At 72.8% G+C, this 21027-nt stretch carries 18 protein-coding genes and 1 riboswitch; of the genes, 12 read left to right on the top strand and 6 right to left on the bottom strand.

The features are described 5' to 3' along the window. The first annotated feature begins 16 nt into the window (after positions 1-16). Together FHX52_RS09040 and purE are read left to right on the top strand one after the other, a co-directional pair. Entirely contained in the window at positions 17-1264 is a 1248-nt protein-coding gene (locus FHX52_RS09040) for a 5-(carboxyamino)imidazole ribonucleotide synthase (protein ID WP_185747235.1), read from the top strand. Next, complete coding sequence (gene purE, locus FHX52_RS09035) at positions 1261-1809, top strand: 5-(carboxyamino)imidazole ribonucleotide mutase (protein ID WP_141821583.1); 549 nt, start codon at positions 1261-1263, stop codon at positions 1807-1809. Before FHX52_RS09040 ends, purE begins: the two co-directional genes overlap by 4 nt. A gap of 16 nt (positions 1810-1825) precedes the next feature. Here the strand turns inward: purE and FHX52_RS09030 are convergent, their stop codons facing one another. After that, entirely contained in the window at positions 1826-2290 is a 465-nt protein-coding gene (locus FHX52_RS09030; RefSeq protein ID WP_141821582.1) for a CoA-binding protein, read from the bottom strand. Positions 2291-2354: 64 nt separating this feature from the next. Here FHX52_RS09030 and FHX52_RS09025 point away from each other — a divergent pair, with 64 nt between their 5' ends. After that, positions 2355-3374 (top strand): LLM class F420-dependent oxidoreductase, encoded by a 1020-nt coding sequence (locus tag FHX52_RS09025; protein WP_141821581.1) that lies wholly within the window; start codon positions 2355-2357, stop codon positions 3372-3374. A 79-nt stretch (positions 3375-3453) separates the two neighbouring features. Here FHX52_RS09025 and FHX52_RS09020 read toward each other — a convergent pair whose 3' ends face one another. The 3 genes from FHX52_RS09020 to FHX52_RS09010 are packed head-to-tail and all read right to left on the bottom strand — an operon-like array spanning position 3454 to position 6040. After that, the gene (locus tag FHX52_RS09020; RefSeq protein WP_141821580.1) at positions 3454-4248 is read right to left on the bottom strand and encodes an SDR family oxidoreductase; all 795 of its coding nucleotides are present in this window, start codon (positions 4246-4248) and stop codon (positions 3454-3456) included. Further along, positions 4245-5006, bottom strand: coding sequence for an acylneuraminate cytidylyltransferase family protein (locus FHX52_RS09015; RefSeq protein WP_141821579.1), 762 nt, complete (start codon positions 5004-5006; stop codon positions 4245-4247). Before FHX52_RS09015 ends, FHX52_RS09020 begins: the two co-directional genes overlap by 4 nt. Then, positions 5003-6040, bottom strand: coding sequence for a Gfo/Idh/MocA family protein (locus tag FHX52_RS09010; protein ID WP_246069727.1), 1038 nt, complete (start codon positions 6038-6040; stop codon positions 5003-5005). The genes FHX52_RS09015 and FHX52_RS09010 overlap by 4 nt, the downstream gene beginning before the upstream one ends. Before the next feature lie 657 nt (positions 6041-6697). Between FHX52_RS09010 and FHX52_RS09005 the strand changes: the two genes are divergently transcribed. From FHX52_RS09005 to FHX52_RS08965, 9 genes are all read left to right on the top strand, one after another. Next, positions 6698-8122 carry a lipopolysaccharide biosynthesis protein gene (locus FHX52_RS09005; RefSeq protein WP_141821578.1) on the top strand — a complete coding sequence of 475 codons (1425 nt, stop codon included), beginning with the start codon at positions 6698-6700 and terminating at the stop codon, positions 8120-8122. 51 nt (positions 8123-8173) lie between these two features. After that, a complete protein-coding gene (locus tag FHX52_RS09000; RefSeq protein ID WP_246069725.1) occupies positions 8174-9634 on the top strand; it encodes a hypothetical protein in 1461 nt (486 codons plus the stop codon). 1 nt (position 9635) lies between these two features. Continuing rightward, on the top strand, positions 9636-10271 hold the full coding sequence (locus FHX52_RS08995; RefSeq protein WP_246069723.1) for a NeuD/PglB/VioB family sugar acetyltransferase: 636 nt from the start codon (positions 9636-9638) through the stop codon (positions 10269-10271). Further along, a complete protein-coding gene (locus FHX52_RS08990; RefSeq protein WP_246069715.1) occupies positions 10268-11395 on the top strand; it encodes an N-acetylneuraminate synthase family protein in 1128 nt (375 codons plus the stop codon). The genes FHX52_RS08995 and FHX52_RS08990 overlap by 4 nt, the downstream gene beginning before the upstream one ends. Positions 11396-11402: 7 nt before the next feature. Next, on the top strand, positions 11403-12617 hold the full coding sequence (gene neuC / locus FHX52_RS08985) for a UDP-N-acetylglucosamine 2-epimerase (RefSeq protein ID WP_141821577.1): 1215 nt from the start codon (positions 11403-11405) through the stop codon (positions 12615-12617). Continuing rightward, entirely contained in the window at positions 12614-13669 is a 1056-nt protein-coding gene (locus tag FHX52_RS08980) for a nucleotidyltransferase family protein (RefSeq protein ID WP_141821576.1), read from the top strand. The genes neuC and FHX52_RS08980 overlap by 4 nt, the downstream gene beginning before the upstream one ends. 67 nt (positions 13670-13736) lie before the next feature. Beyond that, positions 13737-14774: an SDR family NAD(P)-dependent oxidoreductase gene (locus FHX52_RS08975; RefSeq protein ID WP_246069713.1), complete on the top strand. Its 1038-nt coding sequence runs from the start codon at positions 13737-13739 to the stop codon at positions 14772-14774. Next, on the top strand, positions 14771-15946 hold the full coding sequence (locus FHX52_RS08970; RefSeq protein WP_141821574.1) for a DegT/DnrJ/EryC1/StrS family aminotransferase: 1176 nt from the start codon (positions 14771-14773) through the stop codon (positions 15944-15946). Before FHX52_RS08975 ends, FHX52_RS08970 begins: the two co-directional genes overlap by 4 nt. A 227-nt stretch (positions 15947-16173) precedes the next feature. Further along, positions 16174-18063, top strand: a complete 1890-nt coding sequence (locus FHX52_RS08965; protein ID WP_141821573.1) for a Na+/H+ antiporter — start codon at positions 16174-16176, stop codon at positions 18061-18063. 42 nt (positions 18064-18105) lie between these two features. Here FHX52_RS08965 and FHX52_RS08960 read toward each other — a convergent pair whose 3' ends face one another. Together FHX52_RS08960 and FHX52_RS08955 are read right to left on the bottom strand one after the other, a co-directional pair. Continuing rightward, a complete protein-coding gene (locus FHX52_RS08960; protein ID WP_246069711.1) occupies positions 18106-19062 on the bottom strand; it encodes an LD-carboxypeptidase in 957 nt (318 codons plus the stop codon). A gap of 397 nt (positions 19063-19459) precedes the next feature. Then, positions 19460-20836, bottom strand: a complete 1377-nt coding sequence (locus tag FHX52_RS08955) for a bifunctional o-acetylhomoserine/o-acetylserine sulfhydrylase (protein ID WP_281287985.1) — start codon at positions 20834-20836, stop codon at positions 19460-19462. Positions 20837-20860: 24 nt separating this feature from the next. Continuing rightward, a riboswitch (SAM riboswitch) is annotated at positions 20861-20977 on the bottom strand. Positions 20978-21027: the final 50 nt, after the last annotated feature.

Here is a 21027-nt window from a genome sequence, read left to right as displayed (position 1 = left end):
CTGGGGCGTCGTGAGCGTGCCGACGAGCGAACCGAGCCAACCGGGCCAGCCGAGCCCACGGAGCCAAGCGAGCCGGCCCCAGCGAGCCCCGGGCGGCTTCCCCGTCGTCGGAGTGGTCGGGGGCGGGCAGCTCGCCCGGATGATGCAGGGCCCGGCCGTCGAGCTCGGCATCCAGCTGTCCATCCTCGCCGAGAGCGAGACCGCCGCGGCGGCACTCGTCGTGCCGAGCGCTCCCGTCGGCCACCACACCGACCTCGAGGCGGTACGCGCCTTCGCCGCGTCGTGCGACGTCGTCACCTTCGACCACGAGCACGTGCCGCAGGACATCCTCCAGGCCCTCGAGGAGGACGGCGTCGCCGTCCACCCCACGCGCGCCGCGCTGCAGTTCGCGCAGGACAAGCTCGCCATGCGCGAGCGCCTCGACGGTCTCGGCATCGCCTGCCCGCGCTGGACCCGGGCGACGACCGCCGACGAGGTGACCGCCTTCGGTGACGACGTCGGCTGGCCGATCGTCGCCAAGACCCCCCGGGGCGGCTACGACGGCAAGGGCGTGAGCGTCGTCTCGTCCGCCGACGAGCTCGCCGACTGGCTGGGCCGCGTGGGCGAGCCAGGGCCGGTCGAGGGGGGCCTGCTCCTCGAGGAGAAGGTCGACTTCGTGCGCGAGCTCGCCGTGCTCATCGCCCGCAGCCCCTCGGGCCAGGCCGCGGCCTGGCCCGTCGTCGAGACGGTGCAGACCGACGGCATCTGCACCGAGGTGCTCGCACCGGCACCGGGTCTCGACCCGGACCTCGCGTCGGTCGTCACCGAAGCCGCACTGCGCATCGCGGGCGAGCTCGGCGTCACCGGAGTCCTCGCCGTCGAGATGTTCGAGGTGCGGGCCGGTGGGGACGGCAGGGCGGCATACGTCGTCAACGAGCTCGCGATGCGCCCGCACAACAGCGGTCACTGGTCGATGGACGGGGCCGTCACGGGGCAGTTCGAGCAGCACCTGCGCGCCGTGCTCGACCTCCCGCTCGGCGACCCCCGCCCGACCGCGCCGTGGACCGTCATGGCAAACGTGCTCGGCGGCGACTACGAGCACCTCTACCCGGCATACCGGCACATCATGGCTCGCGACCCCGGCGCCAAGGTGCACGTCTACGGCAAGGGGGTGCGCCCCGGCCGCAAGATCGGCCACGTCAACGTCAGCGGACCCGACCTCGCCGACGCCCGCGAGCGCGCCGGGCACGCCGCCGACTACCTCCGAGGAGTGATCACCGAATGAGCGCGAGCGACCTCACCCCGGCCGGCAGCCCTGTCGTCGGCATCGTCATGGGCAGCGACAGCGACTGGCCCGTCATGCGCGAGGCGGCGGCGGCCCTGCAGGAGTTCGGCATCGCCTACGAGGCAGACGTCGTCTCGGCCCACCGCATGCCCGACGAGATGATCGCCTACGGCCAGGGCGCCGCCGGCCGCGGCCTGCGCGTCGTCATCGCCGGGGCCGGGGGAGCCGCGCACCTGCCGGGCATGCTCGCCTCCGTGACGCCGCTTCCGGTCATCGGGGTGCCGGTGCCGCTGCGCTACCTCGACGGCATGGACTCGCTGCTCTCGATCGTCCAGATGCCCGCGGGCGTGCCGGTGGCCACGGTCTCGATCGGTGGGGCGCGCAACGCCGGACTGCTTGCCGCCCGCATCATCGGCTCCGGCAGCGACGACCTCGCCGCCGACGTGCGCGAACAGATGTTCACCTTCCAGTCCGACCTGCGCGACCAGGCGCACGCCAAGGGCGCCGCGCTGCGCGAGCAGGTGGCGCGAGGCCTGCAGGACTGAGCCCCCGCGCGACTGGTCAGCCGGTGACGGCGTCGGCCCCGTCGCCCGGCTGGATGCGGGGCCACTCGATCTTGGGGCACGTGTCCATGACGACGGCGAGGCCCGCCGCCTCGGCCCGGCGCGCGGCGTCCTCGTCGACGACGCCGAGCTGGAGCCAGAGCGCCTCGATGCCGAGCCGCTCGCGCTCGGCGATCGCCTCGTCGACGACGGCGCCGACGTGGGCGCTGTTGACGAAGCAGTCGACGACCTTGACGACCGTGTGGTCAGGGATGTCGGCGAGCGTGGCGTAGCCCGTGGCGCCGTGCACCGTCGCGGCGCTCGGGTGCACGGGCACGAGGTGCATGCCGAGCTCGCGCTGCAGCCAGAGCGACACGTGGTATGCCGTCCGGTCCGGGTTGTCTCCGAGGCCAACGACCGCCCAGGTCGCGGGGGTGTGGAGCAGGTCGCGGACCACCTCGGGCGCGTTGTAGTGGGAGCTCATGTCGCTCATCGTGGCACGACCGGGCACCCGGGCGAGCAGCGGAGGGGAGTGACAGGATGGGGGGATGCGATTCGGACTGTTCGTTCCCCAGGGTTGGCGCATGGATCTCGTCGGCATCGAGCCGGCTCGGCAGTGGGAGGTGATGGCCGGTCTCGCCCGACATGCCGACGACGGCGACACCTTCGAGTCGATCTGGGTCTACGACCACTTCCACACCGTGCCCCAGCCGTCCGGCGAGGCAACGCACGAGGCGTGGTCGCTCATGGCCGGCTTCGGCGCCGTTACGAGCCGGGTGCGTCTCGGCCAGATGTGCACCTGCATGGCCTACCGCAACCCCGCCTACCTCGCGAAGGTCGCCGCGACCGTGGACGTCATCTCGGGCGGCCGCACCGAGATGGGCATCGGCGCCGGCTGGTACGAGCACGAGTGGCGCGCCTACGGCTACGGCTTCCCCAAGGCCGGTGACCGCCTCGGCGCGCTGCGCGAGGGCGTCCAGATCTTCCGCGACATGTGGATGTCGGGCTCGGCGACGCTCGACGGGACGTACTACCAGGTCGACGGCGCCATCTGCGCGCCCCGCCCGCTGCAGGGCACGAGCCACCCGGGCAGCGCCCTCAACGGCATCCCGATGTGGATCGCCGGTGGCGGCGAGAAGGTGACGCTTAAGATCGCGGCGCAGTACGCCGACTACACGAACTTCGACGGCAGCGCCGAGGGCTTCGACCACAAGAGCGAGATCCTCAAGGGCCACTGCGTCGACCTCGGCCGCGACTTCGGCGAGATCGTGCGCTCGGCCAACTACAACGTCGTCATCGGCGAGACCGACGCCGACGTCGAGGACCGCCTCCAGTTCTACGGCGAGCTGCTGCGCAAGGGCGGCGTCGCCGACGAGAAGGCCGCCGCCGCCGTCGAGGACCTGCGCAAGCAGCCCGCCGTCGGCACGACCGACAAGATCGTCTCGACGCTGAAGGACATGGAGGCGCGTGGCATGACGTACGCGATCACCTACTTCGCGGAGGCGGCATACGACCGCTCGGGCATCGAGCTCTTCGAGCAGACGGTCGCCCCCGAGCTCAAGGCCTGACCCAATCGAAAGAGCAGTTCGTCGGCCCGGTCGCTGGGCGACCTCCCGACGAACTGCTCTTTCGATTGGTGGGGACGGGCTACCAGGCGGTCCAGCCGCCGTCGACGGCGACGACCTGGCCGGTGACGTAGGCCGAGGCATCCGACGCGAGCCACGTGACGACGCCGCGGAAGTCGTCCTCCGTGCCCATCCGGCCCAGCGGGGTGAGCCGCTCGTAGCGCTCGACGAAGGCGTCGTCCTGACCGCGGGCGATGCCGCCGGGGGCGAAGGCGTTGACCCGCACCTCGGGCGCCAGCACGGTCGAGAGGTAGCGCGTCAGCTGGGCGAGCCCACCCTTGCTCGCCGCGTATGCCGCAGGGTTGCCCATGCGCGTCCCCTCGTAGAGCCCCATGTTGGGCCCGACGAGACCGTAGATGCTCGAGACGTTCACCACGCTGCCGTGCCCGCCCGCGCGCAGCAGGGGCGCGAGCCGGCGCGTCAACGAGAAGGGCGCGGTGAGGTTGAGAGCCAGCGCCATCGCGAAGGACTCGTCGGTCTGCTCCTCGAAGGGGACGGCATACCCCGGCACACCGGAGGTGCCGGTGAAGGCGGCGTTGTTGACGAGGATGTCGCACGCGTCCAACCGTCCGACCGCATCGACGACCGCCGAAAGACCTTGTGGGTCAAGCAGATCGGCCGTGACGGCGACGTGTCCCTCGCCCGGCAGCCCGTTCGCCGTCGCGGCGCACGAGTCGGGGTGGAGGTCGACGACGACGACCCGGGCACCCGCCGAGGCGAGCGCATCGGCGAGCACGGCTCCCAGTGGTCCGGCACCGCCGGTGACGACGGCTGTCCGGCCGCCGAGGTCGGTCAGGTCGGTCAGGTCGGTCGTCACTGGGTCTCCCTCTCGATCCACGGCAGCCGGATGATCCCGGCGACGATGAGCGCCTCGATGAGGCGGAACTCGTACTCGTCGTCGATCGAGAAGGCCTGCGACTCAGGAATCTCGGCCCCGGCGTGTCGGCCTTCGTCGAACCACGACGTCTCGAGGCGGCGCACGAAGTCGGCGCGCCAGAGGTAGAAGTTGCCGTTGATGCGCAGGAAGCGGTCGGCATCCTGACGTCGGGTGACCCCGGCTCCGGAGTCGAAAAACCGCTCGAGCGCGCCGTCGGGTGAGCCGGCGGGGCGCACGCCCACCCACACCGGGTTGAAGGTGGGCTCGGACACGCTGATGACGCCGTCGAGCTCGGGGTGGGCAGCGAGGCGGCGGGCGGCGTCGGCGAGCTGCTCGGGCACACGCGCGGGGCTCGTCGGGTCGAGCAGCAGCACCGCGTCGTAGCGCTCGCCCTCGTCGGCCTCGCACCACTCGAGGGCGTGCCGCACGACCGGGGCCATCGGCGCGTCGTCGCCGGCGAGCTCGGCAGGGCGCAGGAAGGGGGCCTCGCCGCCGAAAGCCCTTGCTACGGCTGCTATCTCGTCGGAGTCGGTCGAGACGACACAGCGGGTGATCGAGGGCGTGAGCTCCGCCGCACGGATGCTGTGGACGATGAGGGGCAGCCCGAAGAGCCGGCGGGTGTTCTTGCCCGGGAGGCCTTTCGAGCCGCCGCGCGCGGGGATGACGGCCAGGACGCGGGGCTGCTCTGTGGTGGTCACGGTGCGTCCTCCGGGGTCGAGATGGTGGCAGTGTCGCGCGTGCCGACGCCCCGGGCCTCGTCGCAGAGGCGCACGGCATCGATGCCGTCGGAGAGCGTGGCCGGGGCCCCTCGGGCGACCCGCTCGTCGAGCGGGGACGTCGGTCGCAGCTCGAGCGCGGCCCGGGCCTGGGTGCCCATGACGATGTCGCGGTCGAGGTCGTGCTCGAAGACCTGCTCGGTGATGTCGCCGGCGGCGGTGGTGTGGCGCACCGTGGCACGCGCGACGTCCCACTCGAGGGTGCCGTCGGGCGACGTGATGACGACGCCGCGCGTGGTCGGGCGGGTGGTGTAGTCCAGCCGAGCAGTGACGTCGAAGAGCCCGCCGGCCCACAGGAGGGTGGCCGCCTGCTCGGACTCGATCTCGAGTGGGCCGCCTGTGGCCAGGCTCGCCCCGAGCAGGGCAGGTGAGCCGAAAAGCACTGTCGCGTAGTCGATCTCGTGGACGAGGTCGCGAAGCACCCCGCCCTCGTCGGCGCGCGCGGAGTAGGACTCGCGGTAGTCACGGTCGGGTCGCCAGTCGGGGAGCCACGACTGTGACCAGACGTGGGCCGCGCCGCCGCGGTCGAGGCGACCGACGAGTCGGCGCAGGTGGCGGAACCCCTCATGGGCGCGCAGCGGTGCCGCGACCCACACGGCCGACCGGCGCGGATGCGTCTCGAGGTCGCGGGCGGCCGCTGCCGTCGGGGCCACCGGCTTCTCGACGAGCACCATCTCGGCCCCGGCGTCGAGAGCCTCGAGGGCGTCGGCCACGTGGCGCGAGGTGTCGGTGGCGACGACGACGAACGCGTCGCGCAGGGCGGCCGGGCCCGTCGTGTTGTCGAGCAGACGCGCGCCCGTCGCGTCGTCCGTGGCATCGGCATTGAGCCCTCGGTCGCGGACGGGCCAGAGCGAGACGTCGGCGCCGACCTGGCGGAAGACCCGGGCGTGGCGCTGCCCGATCGATCCGGAGCCGCGCACGACCACGCGCAGCGTCGGGGCGGACGGGCTGGGCACACCTGCAGGCTAGAGGACGCACCAGCTGGCCGCGCACGTCGGCGCGCTTCGCACACCTCGCGGTCAGCCGCACACCGTATGCCGTGTGCCCCGGTCCCCGAGGTGTGCCGCTGCCCGCGGAGCGTGCGACCCGCGCTGGGGTGTGCGGCTCGCCGGGAAGTGTGGGCGTGGCCAGCGGTCCATGTCGAGGTCAGCCGCACACCGTATGCCGTGTGCCGCTACCCGCGGGGTGTGCGACCCGCGCTGGGGTGTGCGGCTCGCCGGGGAGTGTGGGCGTGGCCAGCGGTCCATGTCGAGGTCAGGCGCACACCGTATGCCGTGTGCCCCGGTCCCCGAGGTGTGCCGCGGCCCCCGAGGTGTGCGACCCGCGCTGGGGTATGCGGCTCGCCGGGGAGTGTGGGCGCGGCGAGCGGTCCATGTCGAGGTCAGCCGCACACCGTGTGCCGTGTGCCCCGGTGCCCGAGGTGTGCCGCGGCCCGCGGAGCGTGCGGCGCGCGCTGGGGTGTGCGGCTCGCCGGGGAGTGTGGGCGTGGCCAGCGGTCCATGTCGAGGTCAGCCGCACACGTGTGCCGTGTGCCGCGGTCCCGGAGGTGTGCCGCGGTCCTCGCGGTGTGCGGCTGGACGGGTCGCGCCGCCGCCACCGGTACCTTCGGGTCTGTGACGAGCCCGCCCGAAGGCACCGCGCCCCCCGCCGACCGAGCCGGCGCCTCGCTCGGCGCGCACTCGGTCGTCTATCTCGTCGGCACGGCCCTGCAGGGTCTCGGCGTGCTGCTCGTGCTGCCTTTCGCGACGCGAGCCCTCGGGCCGGCCGAGTTCGGCCGCGTCGCCACCGGCCTCGTCGTCGTTCAGATGGTCGGCACCCTCGCCGCCGCCGGCCTGCCCCAGGTGATCCTGCGCGAGCACCACCGCGGCACCGAGGGCCCACGCGCCGCCCGCGCCCTCGCCGGCACGATGATCCTGGTGGCCCTCGCCCTCGGTGCGCTCGGCATCGCCCTGGCACTCGTCCTGTCGGCGGCGGGCCACGCCGACCTCTCGCAGTGGGTGCCTCTCGTCCTCGCGAGCGCCGGTCTGACGACGGTCGTATCGGGGCAGTCACTGATGCGGGCTCGCCTGCAGCCGTGGGGATTCCTCGCGCTCGCCGTCCTCTCGACGGTTGCCGCGCAGTTCGCGGGACTGCTGGCCGCGCGGGCCGAGCCGACGGCTGGGACGTACCTCACGGCATACGCCGGCGTGGTCGTCGTGGCGGCGGCCGTCGCGGTGCTCCTCGGCCGCCCGCTGTGGCCGACCGCGGAGCGCGAGCGGGTGCGCGCGGGGGTGCGTCTCGCGGCGCCGCTCCTGCCGCAGGCCGCGGCGATGCTGGGCCTGCTGTCCGGTGACGTGCTGCTGACCCGGTGGCTCGTCGGGGACGCGGCGACCGGTGCCTACCAGGTGGCGCTCCAGCTCGGGAACATGCCGTTCGTCCTCGCCGTCGCCCTCTTCAACGCCTGGGGCCCGCTCGTCCTGTCGCACCCGCTCGACCGCCGGTGGCGCTGGACCGCCCGCACCGGCACCGCGCTGACCGCCGTCGTCGGCCTCGGGGCCGCGGGGGTCTCGCTGCTCGGCCCGTGGCTCGTCACGCTCATGGCGGGCCCCGGCTTCGACCGCGTCGCGATGGTCGCGGCGCTCGGGGTCATCTGCACGGTGTCGGTCTCCTACATGGTCTACCAGGGCTCGTCGCTCGCAGTGCTCGACGCCGAGCGCACCGGCCGGCTCGCGTGGGCCGCGGGGGCCGCGCTCGCCGTCCTCGTCGGGTTCGCCCTGTGGCTCGCTCCCGCCCACGGCATTGTCGGCGTCGCGGTCGCCAAGGCCGTCGGGTATGCCGTGCTCATGGCGCTCACGACGTGGTTCGCCCGCGCCCACAGCCCGCTGCGGTGGCCACCGCGGCTGTGGGTCATCGCCGCCGGAGCCGTGCTCGTGGCCCTCGCCGGTGCAGCGGCTCCGTCGGCCGGTGGCGCGCTCTGGCTGCGGCTCGTCGCGGCTGCGGTCGTCGCCGTGGTGGCGCTGCTGCTCGCGCCACGGATCCTGCGCACGCTGCGCGGCTAGGATGAGGCGCTCGCCCACCAGCACCGACCGATCCGCAGGAGAGACGCTTTCGTGGTGACACCACTGGTCCACATGGGGTTGGGCTACGACGACCTGCTCGTGCCGGCACTCGTGCACGCAGGCTTCGAGACGAAGGACCTCATCCTCGTCGCGCGGACCGACGCCAACCTCGCTTGGGTGCGCCAGCACGCCCCGCGGGCCACCACCGTCCGGCTGCCGTATGCCGCAGCGCGCAGGGCCAACGTCGTCAGTGGCCTCGCGCCCCACGCCGCTCTCAAGCGCGCGTGCGCCGGGGTCGGTCTCGACGTGCTCGACCTGCTCGTGTCGGAGCGGGCCCTGCGCCGCAACCGGGTGGACACGGCGATGAACTTCCTCAACCTCGCCGCGGAGGAGCTCGAGTCGGTCATCGCCGGGCGTGGCCCGGTGCTCGCCCTCACGGAGTTCACCGTCACCTCCGAGCTGCTCACCGCGGGTCTGGTCACCCACCACGGCGGCCTCGCCACGTGGCCGCGCGGCATCCGGCTGCCCTCCGACCGCTTCGGCCTCATCGGCGCGCCCAAGGGCATCACCCTGTGGCAGCGGCAGGTCGAGGACGCGTCGGCGCTCGCGGCGGGCGAGGAGTTCATCTGCTCGTGGCGGGCCGAGCAGGGCCGGCCGATGGGCTTCGCCCGCAACCTCCAGGTCGAGACCGGGCAGGAGGTCTGGCGCCTCGCCACCGACCGCGTCAAGGAGTTCGCCGTCGACCGCGGCGCCAACCTCCAGCTGCCAAGGCCCTCTGACTACGCGCGCCTGCCGTGGCTCAACCCGGTCAAGGCCCGGCTCAACCTCCGGGAGTACCAGAGCCGCCGGTGGGACCCCCTGCCCGAGCGCTTCGTCTTCCTGCCGCTGCAGGTGCAGCCCGAGTCGAGCGTCGATGTCATGGGCCAGGAGTGGCGCGACCAGGCCTACACCGCAAGGGTCCTCGCTGACGCCCTGGCGCCGCTCGACATCGGCGTCGCGGTCAAGGAGCACGCTCACTTCATGTGGCGGCGCGACCCCGACTACTGGCCGCAGTTCGACGCCCACCCCAACATCGCGACGATCGACCCCTTCGCCGACTCGCGCGAGCTGATGCGCGACGCCGTCTTCACCGTCACGGCGACCGGCACTGTCGGCCTCGAGGCCGGCCTGCTTGGTCTGCCCGTCGTCACGGGTGCGGACATGCCGTGGAGCGGCCTCGCCAACGTCCTGACGCTCGGCGCGCCCGACGACCTCACGGCGTTCGTGGCGCAGCGCGGCTGGGAGTCGCTGCACGCCGACCGCGCGAGCATCGACGAGTGGTTCGTGCACGACTACGTGCGCAACTCGTGGGAGGGCCTCGTGCTGGACCCACCGCGCGTGGCCGCGGTCCTGGCGCCCGACAACATCCGCAAGGTGGGCGTGGCCCTCGGCGAGGCGGCCGCCTCCCTCGGCCACCACGCCGGCAATCACGCCGGCCACGCCGGCCACGCCGGCCCCGCAGGGACGGCCTGACGTGGCAGCCACCAGCCGCGGCTGGGTGGTGCTCGGAGCCGGTGGTCACGCCCGCTCGGTCGTCGACGTGCTCGAGCGGGCCGGTCACAGCGTCGTCGCCGTCGCGGGCCAGACCGGCGGGCAGCCTTGGCACGTCGACGTTCTCGCTGACGACACCGAGGCTCTTGCACTCGCGGAGCGCGAAGGGCTGCACCTGACCGTGGCCGTGGGCGCCAACGCTGCCAGGGCTCGTCTCGTGGCCGACCTGCTGGCCCGTGGGCTCAGCTCGCCGCCGGTCGTCGCGAGCACCGCCACCGTGTCTCCGCGCAGCCGACTCGGCGCGGGCACCGTCGTGCTCGAGCACGCGCACGTCGGCCCGTCCGCCGACCTCGGTGACGCCGTCATCGTCAACACCGCAGCGGTCGTCGAGCACGACTGTGTCGTCGGCGTCGGGGTGCACGTCGCGCCCGGTGCCGTGCTCCTCGGGGCGGCCTCGGTCGGTGACGCCACCCTCGTCGGCAGCGGGGCGCGCGTCCTGCCCGGCGTCACGGTCGGCGCCCGCGTGACCATCGGCTCGGGAGCCGTCGTCACCACCCCGGTGGGCGACGGACAGACGGTCGTCGGCGTCCCGGCGACCAGACGTGGAGGATCCTCATGACGACCCCAGCGAGCCCCGAGCCCGCCGTGAACCCCGAGCCCGCCGTCACCGCTGAGCGCGGCCACGCCGCGACGGACTCGACCCACGTGACCCCTGTCGAGATCGCCGGCCGGATGGTCCCGACCCCCGGTGACGTCTACGTCATCGCCGAGGCCGGCGTGAACCACAACGGCGACCTCGACCTCGCCCACCGCCTCGTCGACATCGCGGCCGCAGCCGGCGCCGACGCCGTGAAGTTCCAGACCTTCTCGCCCGACAAGCTCGTCTCGTCCGCCGCGGCGACGACGCCCTACCAGCGCGACCGGGGCGGCTCGGCAGACCAGCGCAGCCTCCTCGAGGCCCTCACCCTGCCGGCCGAGGCCTGGGCCGAGCTGCGCGACCACGCCACCGAGGCGGGCTCGACGTTCCTGTCGACTCCGTTCGACCTCGACAGTGCCGAGATGCTCGTCGGGCTCGGGCTGCCGGCGCTCAAGGTCAGCTCCGGCGAGCTGACCAACCTGCCCTACCTGCGCGAGCTCGCCCGGCTCGGAGTGACGCTGCTCGTGTCCACCGGCATGGGCACCGAGGACGAGGTGGCCGCGGCGGTCGAGGCCTGCGACGGTGCCCCCGGGCTCGTGCTCTTCCACTGCGTCTCGGCCTACCCGGCGCCCGTGGAGGAGTGCAACCTACGGGTCATCCCGCGCCTGACCGAGCGGCACGGCATACCGGTGGGGTGGTCGGACCACACGCCCGGGCTGACGACCGCGCTCGGTGCGGTGGCCCTCGGCGCGCCGGTCCTCGAGAAGCACTTCACGAGCGACCGCACCCTGCCGGGGCCTGACCACCTCGCCAGCCTCGAGCCGGAGGCGCTCGCCGACTACGTCACGCAGACGAAGCTGCTCGCGGCCGCGCTCGGCGACGGGGTCAAGGTGCGGATGCCCTCGGAGGAGGAGAACGCCGTCCTCGTGCGCCGCTCGTGGCACGCCGCGCACGACCTCGCAGCCGGGGCCGCGCTGACCGGCGCCGACCTCCAGCTGCTGCGTCCGGAGGGCGGCATCAGCCCGGCGGTCGACATCCGCGGCCGGGTGCTCGCCCGTGACGTGTCCGCAGGCGCGCCGCTCACCGACGACGACCTGGCCCGCTGAGGCGCGTGTGACCACCCCGCTCACCGTCGCCGTCTTCGTCGGCACGCGCGCCGACCTCGGGCCGCTGCTGCCCGTCATCGAGGCGCTGGCCGGGGACGCCGACGTGAGGCTGCGCATCCTCACGGGCGTCATGTATGCCGCCGACGACCTCGCGCAGGCCCTGCCCCCGAGCGGGTCGGTGCCGTCGTGGCACGAGCGCATCGTGGCGCTCGCCGACCCGATGACCGAGGTCACCGTCGGTGCCCAGCTCGAACAGGGCGCCGTCATCGCCCGAGGCGCGGGGCGAGCCCTTCGCGACGAGTCCGTCGACGTGCTCGTCGTGCTCGGCGACCGGTGGGAGCTGCTCTACGTCGTGCCCCCCGCCGTGCTGCTCGGCGTGCCGATCGTGCACCTGCACGGCGGGGAGGTGACGGAGGGCGCGCTCGACGAGCGCGTGCGGCACGCCGTCACCAAGCTCGCCGACCAGCACTGCGTCGCCTCGGAGGACGCCGCCGCCCGGCTGCGACAGCTCGGGGAGGCACCCGAGCGCATCCACGTGACCGGTGCCCCGGGGCTCGACCGACTGGCCGCGGCCGCTCCGGCCGACGACGAGGCGCTGGCCCGCCTCCTCCAGGTGGCATCGGTCCGGCGGCCGCTCGCCCTCTTCACCTACCACCCGCCGACGGCCCAGCAGGGTGCCCCCGTCGGCCAGTGGGCGCGCGAGGCGGCCGAGGCGGCGCTCGCCGTGTGCGGCACGGTGCTCGCGACCCATCCCGGCATGGACGAGGGGCGCGACGAGGTGCTCGCCGCCCTCACGAGCCTCGCGGCCACTGAGCCGCGACTGCACCTCGTCCCCGCCCTCGGACGCGACTACCCCGCGGTCCTCGCGGCGGCCGACGTCGTCGTCGGCAACTCGAGCTCGGGCGTCATCGAGGCCGCCACCGTGCACGTGCCCGCGGTCGACGTCGGCGAGCGCCAGCGCGGACGGCTCCGCGGCGACAACGTCGTGCACGCCGACGAGGGGCGCCCGGCGGTGGAGGCGGCGCTGCGCACGGCCCTGTCGGCGGGCTGGCGCGACCGGACGGCGGCGGCGAGCAACCCGTACGGCACGGGTGGGGCGAGCCAGCGCATCCTCGATATCGTTCGGGCAGCGTCCGGTGGCACCCGGGCCAAGCACTTCGTCGACCTGCCGCGCGACTCCGGGCGTGGCGGCGGCGAGCGAGACCGGGAGGAGGAGCCGTGACCGAGCGCGACCTGCGCGCAGCGTGCGCACCGACGACCGCGTCGATCCGCGACGCCCTCGAGGTCGTCGACCGCAGCGCGACGGCCGTCTGTCTCCTCGTCGACGACGCCGGCCACCTCGCCGGGCTGCTCACCGACGGCGACCTGCGCCGCGCCTTCCTCAAGGGCAGCTCGCTCGACGACGCCGCCATCGACCACGCGACGAGGTCGCCGCACTTCGTCGCGGCCGGCTCGCCCCGTGCGCTCGTGCTCGACCTCATGCAGGCCCTGCGCATCTCGGTCGTGCCCGAGCTCGACGACGAGCGCACCCTCGTCGGCCTGCACACCCTGTCCGACGTCGTCGGCTCCGCGCCGCTGCCCAACGTCGCGGTCATCATGGCCGGGGGCCGCGGCACCCGCCTCGGCGAGCTGACCAAGCACACCCCGAAGCCGCTCATGACCGTGGCCGGCCGCACCATCATCGAGTGGATCGTCCTCGGGCTCGTCGGCGACGGCGTGCGCGAGATCTGGGTGAGCGTCAACTACCTCGCCGACCAGATCGAGGAGCACCTCGGCGACGGGTCGCGACTGGGCTGCACGGTGCGTTACCTCCGCGAGGACCCCGACGTGCCGCTCGGCACCGCGGGCTCGCTCACCCTGCTGCGCGCCGAGCGGCCCGACCTCGAGCACCCGGTGCTCGTCATGAACGGCGACCTCATGGTCGAGTTCGACGCGAACGACCTGCTCGACGCCCACCGCCGCACCCGCGCGACGGTGACGATGGCGACGCGCACCTACCAGCACGAGGTGCCCTTCGGCGTCGTCGAGAGCACGGGGGGCCGCGTCACCGACGTCTCGGAGAAGCCCACGCTGAGCTTCGACATCAACGCCGCCGTGTATGCCGTCGAGCCGCGTGCGCTCGCCTGGCTCCCTTCCGGTCGGGCGAGCACGATGCCCGAGCTCGTCGAGACCTGCCTCGAGCGCGACGAGGTGGTCACCGCCTGGCCGATCACGGCCGAGTGGATCGACGTCGGCACCCCCACGGACCTCGCGCGGGCCAAGGGCCACACATGAGCCCACCTGGCTCGCGCGCCGCGCCGGACGGCATACGGAATCACTCATGATCGACGAAAAGGCAGCTGTGACAGACGAACTGACGGCCCGGCCCATCGACGGCTCGGTGGCGGGCACGACGGTGCTCGTCACGGGCTCCGACGGCTTCATCGGCTCCCACGTCGTCGAGCGACTGCTCGCCGACGGGGCGCACGTGCGGGCCTTCTGCCTCTACAACTCCAACGGGTCGACCGGCTGGCTCGACGAGTCGGACGCCTTCCGGGCGGCCGTGCGCGACGGGCAGGCGGAGGTCGTGCTCGGCGACATCCGCGACCCGGAGCACGTCATGGCGACGACCGAGGGCGTCGACGTCGTGCTCCACCTCGCGGCACTCATCGCGATCCCCTTCTCCTACGTGGCTCCCCGGTCCTACGTCGAGACCAACGTCATCGGCACGCTCAACGTCCTCGAGGCGGTGCGCCGGCACGGCACGCCGCGGATGGTCAACACGTCGACCTCCGAGGTCTACGGCACCCCGGAGTCGGTCCCGATCACCGAGGCGCACCCGCTGCGCGGGCAGTCGCCCTACTCGGCGACGAAGATCTCGGCCGACAAGATGTGCGAGTCCTACGCGCTCTCCTTCGAGACGCCCGTCATGACGCTGCGGCCGTTCAACACGTTCGGTCCTCGCCAGTCGACGCGGGCGGTGATCCCGACGGTGCTGTCGCAGATGCTCACCGGAGCGGCCGAGATCAGGCTCGGCGACGTGACGCCCAAGCGCGACTTCACCTTCGTCACCGACACCGCCGACGGCTTCGTGCGCGCCGCGCTGTCCGATGTCGCGCCCGGCACGACGATCCAGCTCGGCACCGGCCGCACCGTCTCGGTCGGCGACGTCGTCGACCTCTGCGCCAAGGTGACGGCGAGCGAGGCCCGCATCGTCACCGAGGAGGCGCGCATCCGGCCCGAGGGCTCCGAGGTGCAGATCCTCCTCTCGAACCCCTCGCTCGCGAACGAGGTGCTCGGCTGGGCGCCCACGGTGTCGCTCGAGGAGGGGCTCGCGGCCACCGCCGAGTGGCTGCGCCCCCGCGTCGACCCCGACACGGCAGCTCGGTACCACCGGTGACCGAGGCACACGCACCGGGAGCCCGGGGAGCTCAGGGCACCGTGCCGCTCGCCGTGCCGAACATCGGCGAGCTCGAGCGGCGCTACGTCCTCGAGGCGGTCGAGTCCGGCTTCGTCTCGTCCGTCGGACCGTTCGTCTCGGAGTTCGAACGCCGCTTCGCCGACCACGTCGGCTCGAAGCACGCCATCGCCTGCTCGACGGGCACGGCGGCCATCCACATCGGCCTCATCCTGCTCGGCGTCGAGGCGGGCGACGACGTCGTCTGCTCCGACTTCACGTTCGTGGGCTCCGTCAACCCGATCGCCTACCTCGCCGCGCGGCCGGTGCTCGTCGACAGCGAGACCCGCACGTGGAACATCGATCCCGGCCTGCTCGCGGGCGAGCTCGACCGCCGCGCCGCGGCAGGGGAGCGCCTCCCGAAGGTCGTCGAGGTCGTGCACGTGCTCGGCCAGCCCGCCGACATGGAGCCGCTCGTCGACGCGTGCGAGCGGCACGGCATACCCCTGCTGGAGGACGCCGCCGAGTCGCTCGGTGCCACGTGGTCGAGCGGACGGTATGCCGGCCGGCACACGGGCACCGTCGGTGCCGTCGGGTGCTTCTCCTTCAACGGCAACAAGATCGCGACGACCGGCGGAGGCGGCATGATCGTCACCGACGACGACGACCTGGCCGCGCGGGCGCGCCACCTCACGACCCAGGCGAAGGTGCCCGACGTCGGCTACCTGCACGACGAGGTGGGCTACAACTACCGCCTCACCAACATCGCCGCCGGTCTCGGGCTGGCCCAGCTGGAGCGGCTCGGCGACTTCGTCGCGGCCAAGCACCGCATCGCGGCGCGCTACGACGAGGCGCTCGGCGACCTGCCCGTCGTCCTGCCGCCCCGGGTGCCCGGGCTCGACGCGACCTACTGGCTCTACTCGGTGCTCGTGCCGGAGGCGGACGGCCGCGGCCGCGACGAGCTGCTCGACCACCTCGGTGGCCTGGGGATCGGTGCACGCGCGCTCTGGCGGCCGCTGCACGCCCAGCCCCCCTTCGCGGCGGCGCCGGTCGTCGGGGGAGGGGTCGCCGACGGGCTCTTCGAACGGGGCGTCTCGCTGCCGTGCGCGACCGAGCTGACCGAGAGCGACCAGGAGCGCGTCATCGCCGGCGTGCGGTCCTTCTTCCGCTCCTGACCCACCCCTCATCGTCGAGTGGCCGCATCGTCACTCCTGACCCGTCGTCGAGTGGCCGCGTCGTCACTCCTGACCCCACCCCTCGTCGTCGAGTGGCCGCGTCGTCACTCGTATCGTGTGGCTGGTGGGGTTGCGCGGCCACTCGACGGGGTGAGGGTGGGGTTGCGCGGCCACTCGACGGGTGGGCGGGGCGCCCACCGGATGACCGACTGGGGCAGGATGGCCCGGTGGAGATCGCCATCGGCCTGCTCGCCATCGCGGCCACCGTACTCGCCGGGTCGTGGGTGGCCGAACGGCTGGGTGTGTCGGCACCGCTCGTGCTCATCGTCGTCGGCATCGTCGGGTCCTACCTGCCCTTCGTGCCCGAGGTTGCGCTGAGCCCGGAGATCGTGCTGCTCGGCATCCTGCCCCCGTTGCTGTATGCCGCCGCGATCCGCACGTCGCTCGTCGACTTCCGCAACAACCGGGGCGTCATCCTCGGCCTGTCCGTCGGGCTGGTCCTCTTCACCGCGCTCGGTGTCGCCGTGTTCCTCCAGTGGGCCCTCGGCATCGACTTCTGGGTTGCCTTCGCCCTCGGCGCCGTCGTCGCCCCGCCGGACGCCGTGGCGGCGACCTCGATCGGTCGCCAGATCGGGTTGCCGCGCCGGCTCGTCGCGATCCTCGAGGGGGAGTCGCTCGTCAACGACGCCACCGCCCTCGTCACCCTGCGCACCGCCCTGGCCGCGGCCGGCCTGGCGGCGAGCGCCTTCGGCACGGAGGTCTCCGTCGGCACGGTCGTCGGCGACTTCCTCTGGGCCTCCATCGGAGGCATCGGGGTCGGCCTCGCCATCGCCCTCATCGTCACCGTGCTTCGCAAGCACTTCTCGGGCGAGCCGGCCTTCGACACGGTGCTGTCGTTCATGGTGCCCTTCGCCGCCTACGTGCCCGCCGAGGAGCTGCACGCCTCGGGCGTCATCGCCGTGGTGACCGCGGGCCTCGTCCTCGGTCACAAGTCGCCGCGCACGCAGTCGGCCGCCTCACGCCTCAGCGAGCGGATCAACTGGAGCTCCATCCAGTTCCTCCTCGAGAACGCCGTCTTCCTCCTCATCGGCCTACAGGTCTTCTACGTCCTCGACCGGGTGCGCGCCTCCGAGCTCACGGCCGGACGGATCGCACTGGCCGCGGTCGGAACGCTCGTCGTCGTGCTCCTCCTGCGACCGGTCTGGGTGTTTCCCTTCCGGTTCCTCACCACGCGGATGCTCCACCGCGAGGCGCCCGCGCCGTGGACACACTCGGCGGTGCTCTCGTGGGCCGGCATGCGCGGCGTCGTGACGCTCGCAGCCGCCCTGCTGCTGCCGACGAACACCCCGTACCGCGACGTGCTCGTGCTCATCGCCGTCGTCGTCACCGTGGGCACCCTGCTCATCCAGGGGACGACTCTCCCGGGACTCGCCCGACGCCTCGGCGTGCGCGGGCCCGACCCCCGCGAGGACGCCCTCCAGGCGGCCACCGTGCTCGCCTCGGCGAGCCGGGCCGGGCTCGCCGAGCTGGCCGCGACGCCCGCCATCGACCGGGAGACCCGCGCCCTGCTGACGTCGCGGTCGGAGGACCGCGTCAACGCGATGTGGGAGCGGCTCGGGGCCCGGGGCGCGGGCGTCGACGAGACCCCGAGCGACCGCTACCGGCGCGGGCGGCTCGCCATGTTGCAGGCCGAGCGCACAGAGGTGCTCCGGCTGCGCGACGAGGGGCGCGCCGACCACGAGGTGCTGCGTGTCGTGCTCAGCGCGCTCGACCTCGAGGAGACGATGCTCGACCGGATCGACGACCAGGCAGAGCGCCTGGCGGACAGCGAGGTGCTACCCATGGAGACCATCGAATCGGCCTGCGACCATTTGCGCGAGGTCGCCGACTCGTGCGTCGAGCCCCGCACCCCCGACGGCTGCGAGGAGTGCCTGCGCGACGGCACGACGTGGGTGCACCTGCGCCTCTGCCTGACGTGCGGCCACGTCGGGTGTTGCGACTCCTCGGAGATGAAGCACGCCACGGCGCACTTCCACGAGACGGGGCACCCGGTGATGCGTTCGATCGAGCCGGGCGAGGCTTGGCGCTGGTGCTACGTCGACGAGCTCACGGGCTGAGCGGGACCGGGCGCGCCGGCATACCGGCCCGTCGGGAGACGCTCAGGCCAGCCGCTGCGTGATGGTGCCCCGGCCGCGGCCGTCGACGTCCTCGAAGGCGACGGTCGTCTCGGCTCCCTGCACGAGCGCGAGGAAGGGCGGCACGTGCCCGCACTCGACGTCGGCGAGGATCGGCACGCCGAGCATCCCGAGGGCGTCGCGCACGGCGTCGTGCTGCGAGAAGTCCGGCAGGCCCGGCGCTCGGGTGCGCGAGACGAGGATGCCGGTGGAGCGGTCGAACCAGCCGCGCAGCCGCATCGCGTGCAGGGCCCGGCAGATGTCGGTCGAGGGCCACTCCGCGACGTCGAGCACGTGGACGATGCCCTCTGGCGCGTGGGTCTCGGCGAACGCGCCGAGGTCGGCGAAGCGCCCGCCGGCGAGGAAGCCCACCGCCTCGACGCAGCCCGCGACGAGCCGTCCCGAGACGGTCACCGGCTCGCCCTCGTGGCCCGGGTCGAGACGCACCCAGCCACCGCGCCCGTCGAGGAGGTAGTCCGACACCTCCGGATCGGCCGCGTAGTCGTCGTGCCCCGTCGTCCGGAAGACGCCGGGCGAGCGCTGCACGATCTCCCCTCCGGTCGGGGTGGCCGCGACGTCGACCCAGTGCCGTATGCCGTCCGGCAGCGCGTAGGGCGTGTCCATGAGGTTCTGCCCGTGGATCGTCGCGATCCCTGTGGTGATCGTCAGCGGGGTCAGCCAGGTCGAGGTGTCGGAGAACCCAACGCACCACGTCGGCTCCGCGGCCGCCACGGCGTCGGCGTCGAGCAGGTCGATGAGGTCGATGCACGTCTCACCGCCCCACGGCGGTACGACTGCGCGGATCGAGGGGTCGAGCAGCATCGCCATGAGCTCGGCCGCGCGCGCCTCGCGCGGCCCGCTGACGTGCGAGGGGGAGTGGTGCGAGGTGTGGTTGAGCTCGCCCACGACGACGTCGAAACCCTTGTGTTGCAGGAAGTCCACGGCATACGTGAAGCGGGGCCAGAGGTCGTCGGCGACGCCGGAGCTCGGGGAGGTGACCCGATGCGGTCGCCGGGGCGCAGGGGAGCGGGGTAGCGGATCGGCATGACGTTCACTGTGCCAGTCCTGCCGATCCACCTCCGCCCCATTTACCCCGTCGAGTGGCCACTCCTGGTCGCCTCACCCACGTCGAGTGGCCACTCCTTGTCGCTTCACCCTTGTCGAGTGGCCAATCCGCGCCACGACAAGAGTTGGCCATTCGACCTCCACGAGGCGACGAAGAGTGGCCACTCGACGTGCGGGAAACGACGAAAGCTGGCCACTCGACGGGTGGGGTGCGACGAAGAGTGGCCACTCGACGGGTGGGGTGCGACGAAGAGTGGCCACTCGACGGGTGGGGTCAGGACTTGGCGGCGGCGAAGCCCTGCTCGAGGTCGGCGATGATGTCGTCGATGTGCTCGATGCCGACCGAGAGGCGCACGAGGCCCGGGGTGACGCCGGCGGCGAGCCGGTCCGCCTCGGGGCCCTGCGAGTGGGTCGTCGAGGCCGGGTGGATGACGAGCGAGCGCACGTCACCGATGTTGGCGACGTGGCTGTGCAGCGACAGCGCCTCGACGAACTTCTTGCCCGCCTCGAGGCCGCCGACGATCTCGAAGGAGAGGACGGCGCCGGCGCCACGCGGCGCGTACTTCTGCGCGAGCTCATAGGAGGGGCTGTCGGGCAGGGACGCCCACACGACCTTCTCGACCTGGTCGTGGTCCTGAAGGAAGGCGGCGACCTTGGCTGCGTTGTCGAGGTGGCGCTCGATGCGCAGCGAGAGCGTCTCGATGCCCTGCGCGACGAGGAAGGCGTTGAAGGGCGCCGCCGCCGGACCGAGGTCGCGCAGCAGCTGCACCCGGGCCTTGAGGATGTAGGCGAGGTTGGCGCCGAGCGCGCTCCCGACACCGAGGTCGCGCGCGAAGACGAGACCGTGGTAGCTCTCCTCCGGCGTGTTGTAGTTGGGGAACTTCTCGGGGTCCGCGGCGTAGTCGAAGCGGCCCGCGTCGACGATGACGCCGGCGATCGACGTGCCGTGGCCACCGAGGTACTTCGTCGCCGAGTGCACGACGACGTCGGCGCCCCACTCGATGGGGCGGATCACGTAGGGCGTCGCGATGGTGTTGTCGACGACGAGCGGCACGCCGTGCTCGTGGGCGAGGGCGGCCACGGCCTCGATGTCGAGCACCTCGGCCTTGGGGTTGGCGATCGTCTCGCCGAAGAAGGCCTTGGTGTTGGGCCGCACGGCCGCGCGCCACGACTCGATCGAGGTCGGGTCCTCGACGAAGCTCACCTCGATCCCGAGCTTGGGGAAGGTGAACTTCAGCAGGTTGACGGTGCCGCCGTAGAGGCTCGGCGAGGCGACGATGTGGTCGCCGGCCTCGGCGATGTTGAGCAGGGCGAGCGTCGTGGCCGACTGGCCGGAGGCGACGAGGAGGGCGCCGACGCCACCTTCGAGCGCGGTGATGCGCTGCTCGACGACGTCGGTCGTCGGGTTCATGATGCGGGTGTAGATGTTGCCGAACTCCTTGAGCCCGAACAGGTTTGCCGCGTGGTCGGTGTCGTTGAAGACGTAGCTCGTCGTCTGGTAGATCGGCAGGGCCCGTGCGCCCGTGGCGCTGTCGGCGCTCTGCCCGGCGTGGATCTGCTTGGTCTCGAAGGACCAGTTGGGGCCGTCGGTCATCGTGGTGCTCGACTTTCTCGTTCGTGTCGACGACCGGGCCTGCGATGGCCCGAGCACCGACGAGGCGGTGCGGGAGAGGAGTCTCCGCGCTTGCCCGCGCGCCGGACGGCGACGGGCCAGGTCCTCACCCGGGGCACCCCACCGCGGTTGGAGGGTTGCCGGCCAGCGAGCCGGGGCTTGTCGCTGGCGCTCATGACCTGGAGGCAGTCTACGAGGGGCGCTTCCGTCGCCGGAAACGGCCGTCCTCA

Origin of the sequence: Humibacillus xanthopallidus (assembly GCF_006717145.1) — a bacterium.
Taxonomy (GTDB): domain Bacteria; phylum Actinomycetota; class Actinomycetes; order Actinomycetales; family Dermatophilaceae; genus Humibacillus; species Humibacillus xanthopallidus.
This window is presented reverse-complemented; position numbering and strand designations above follow the sequence as displayed.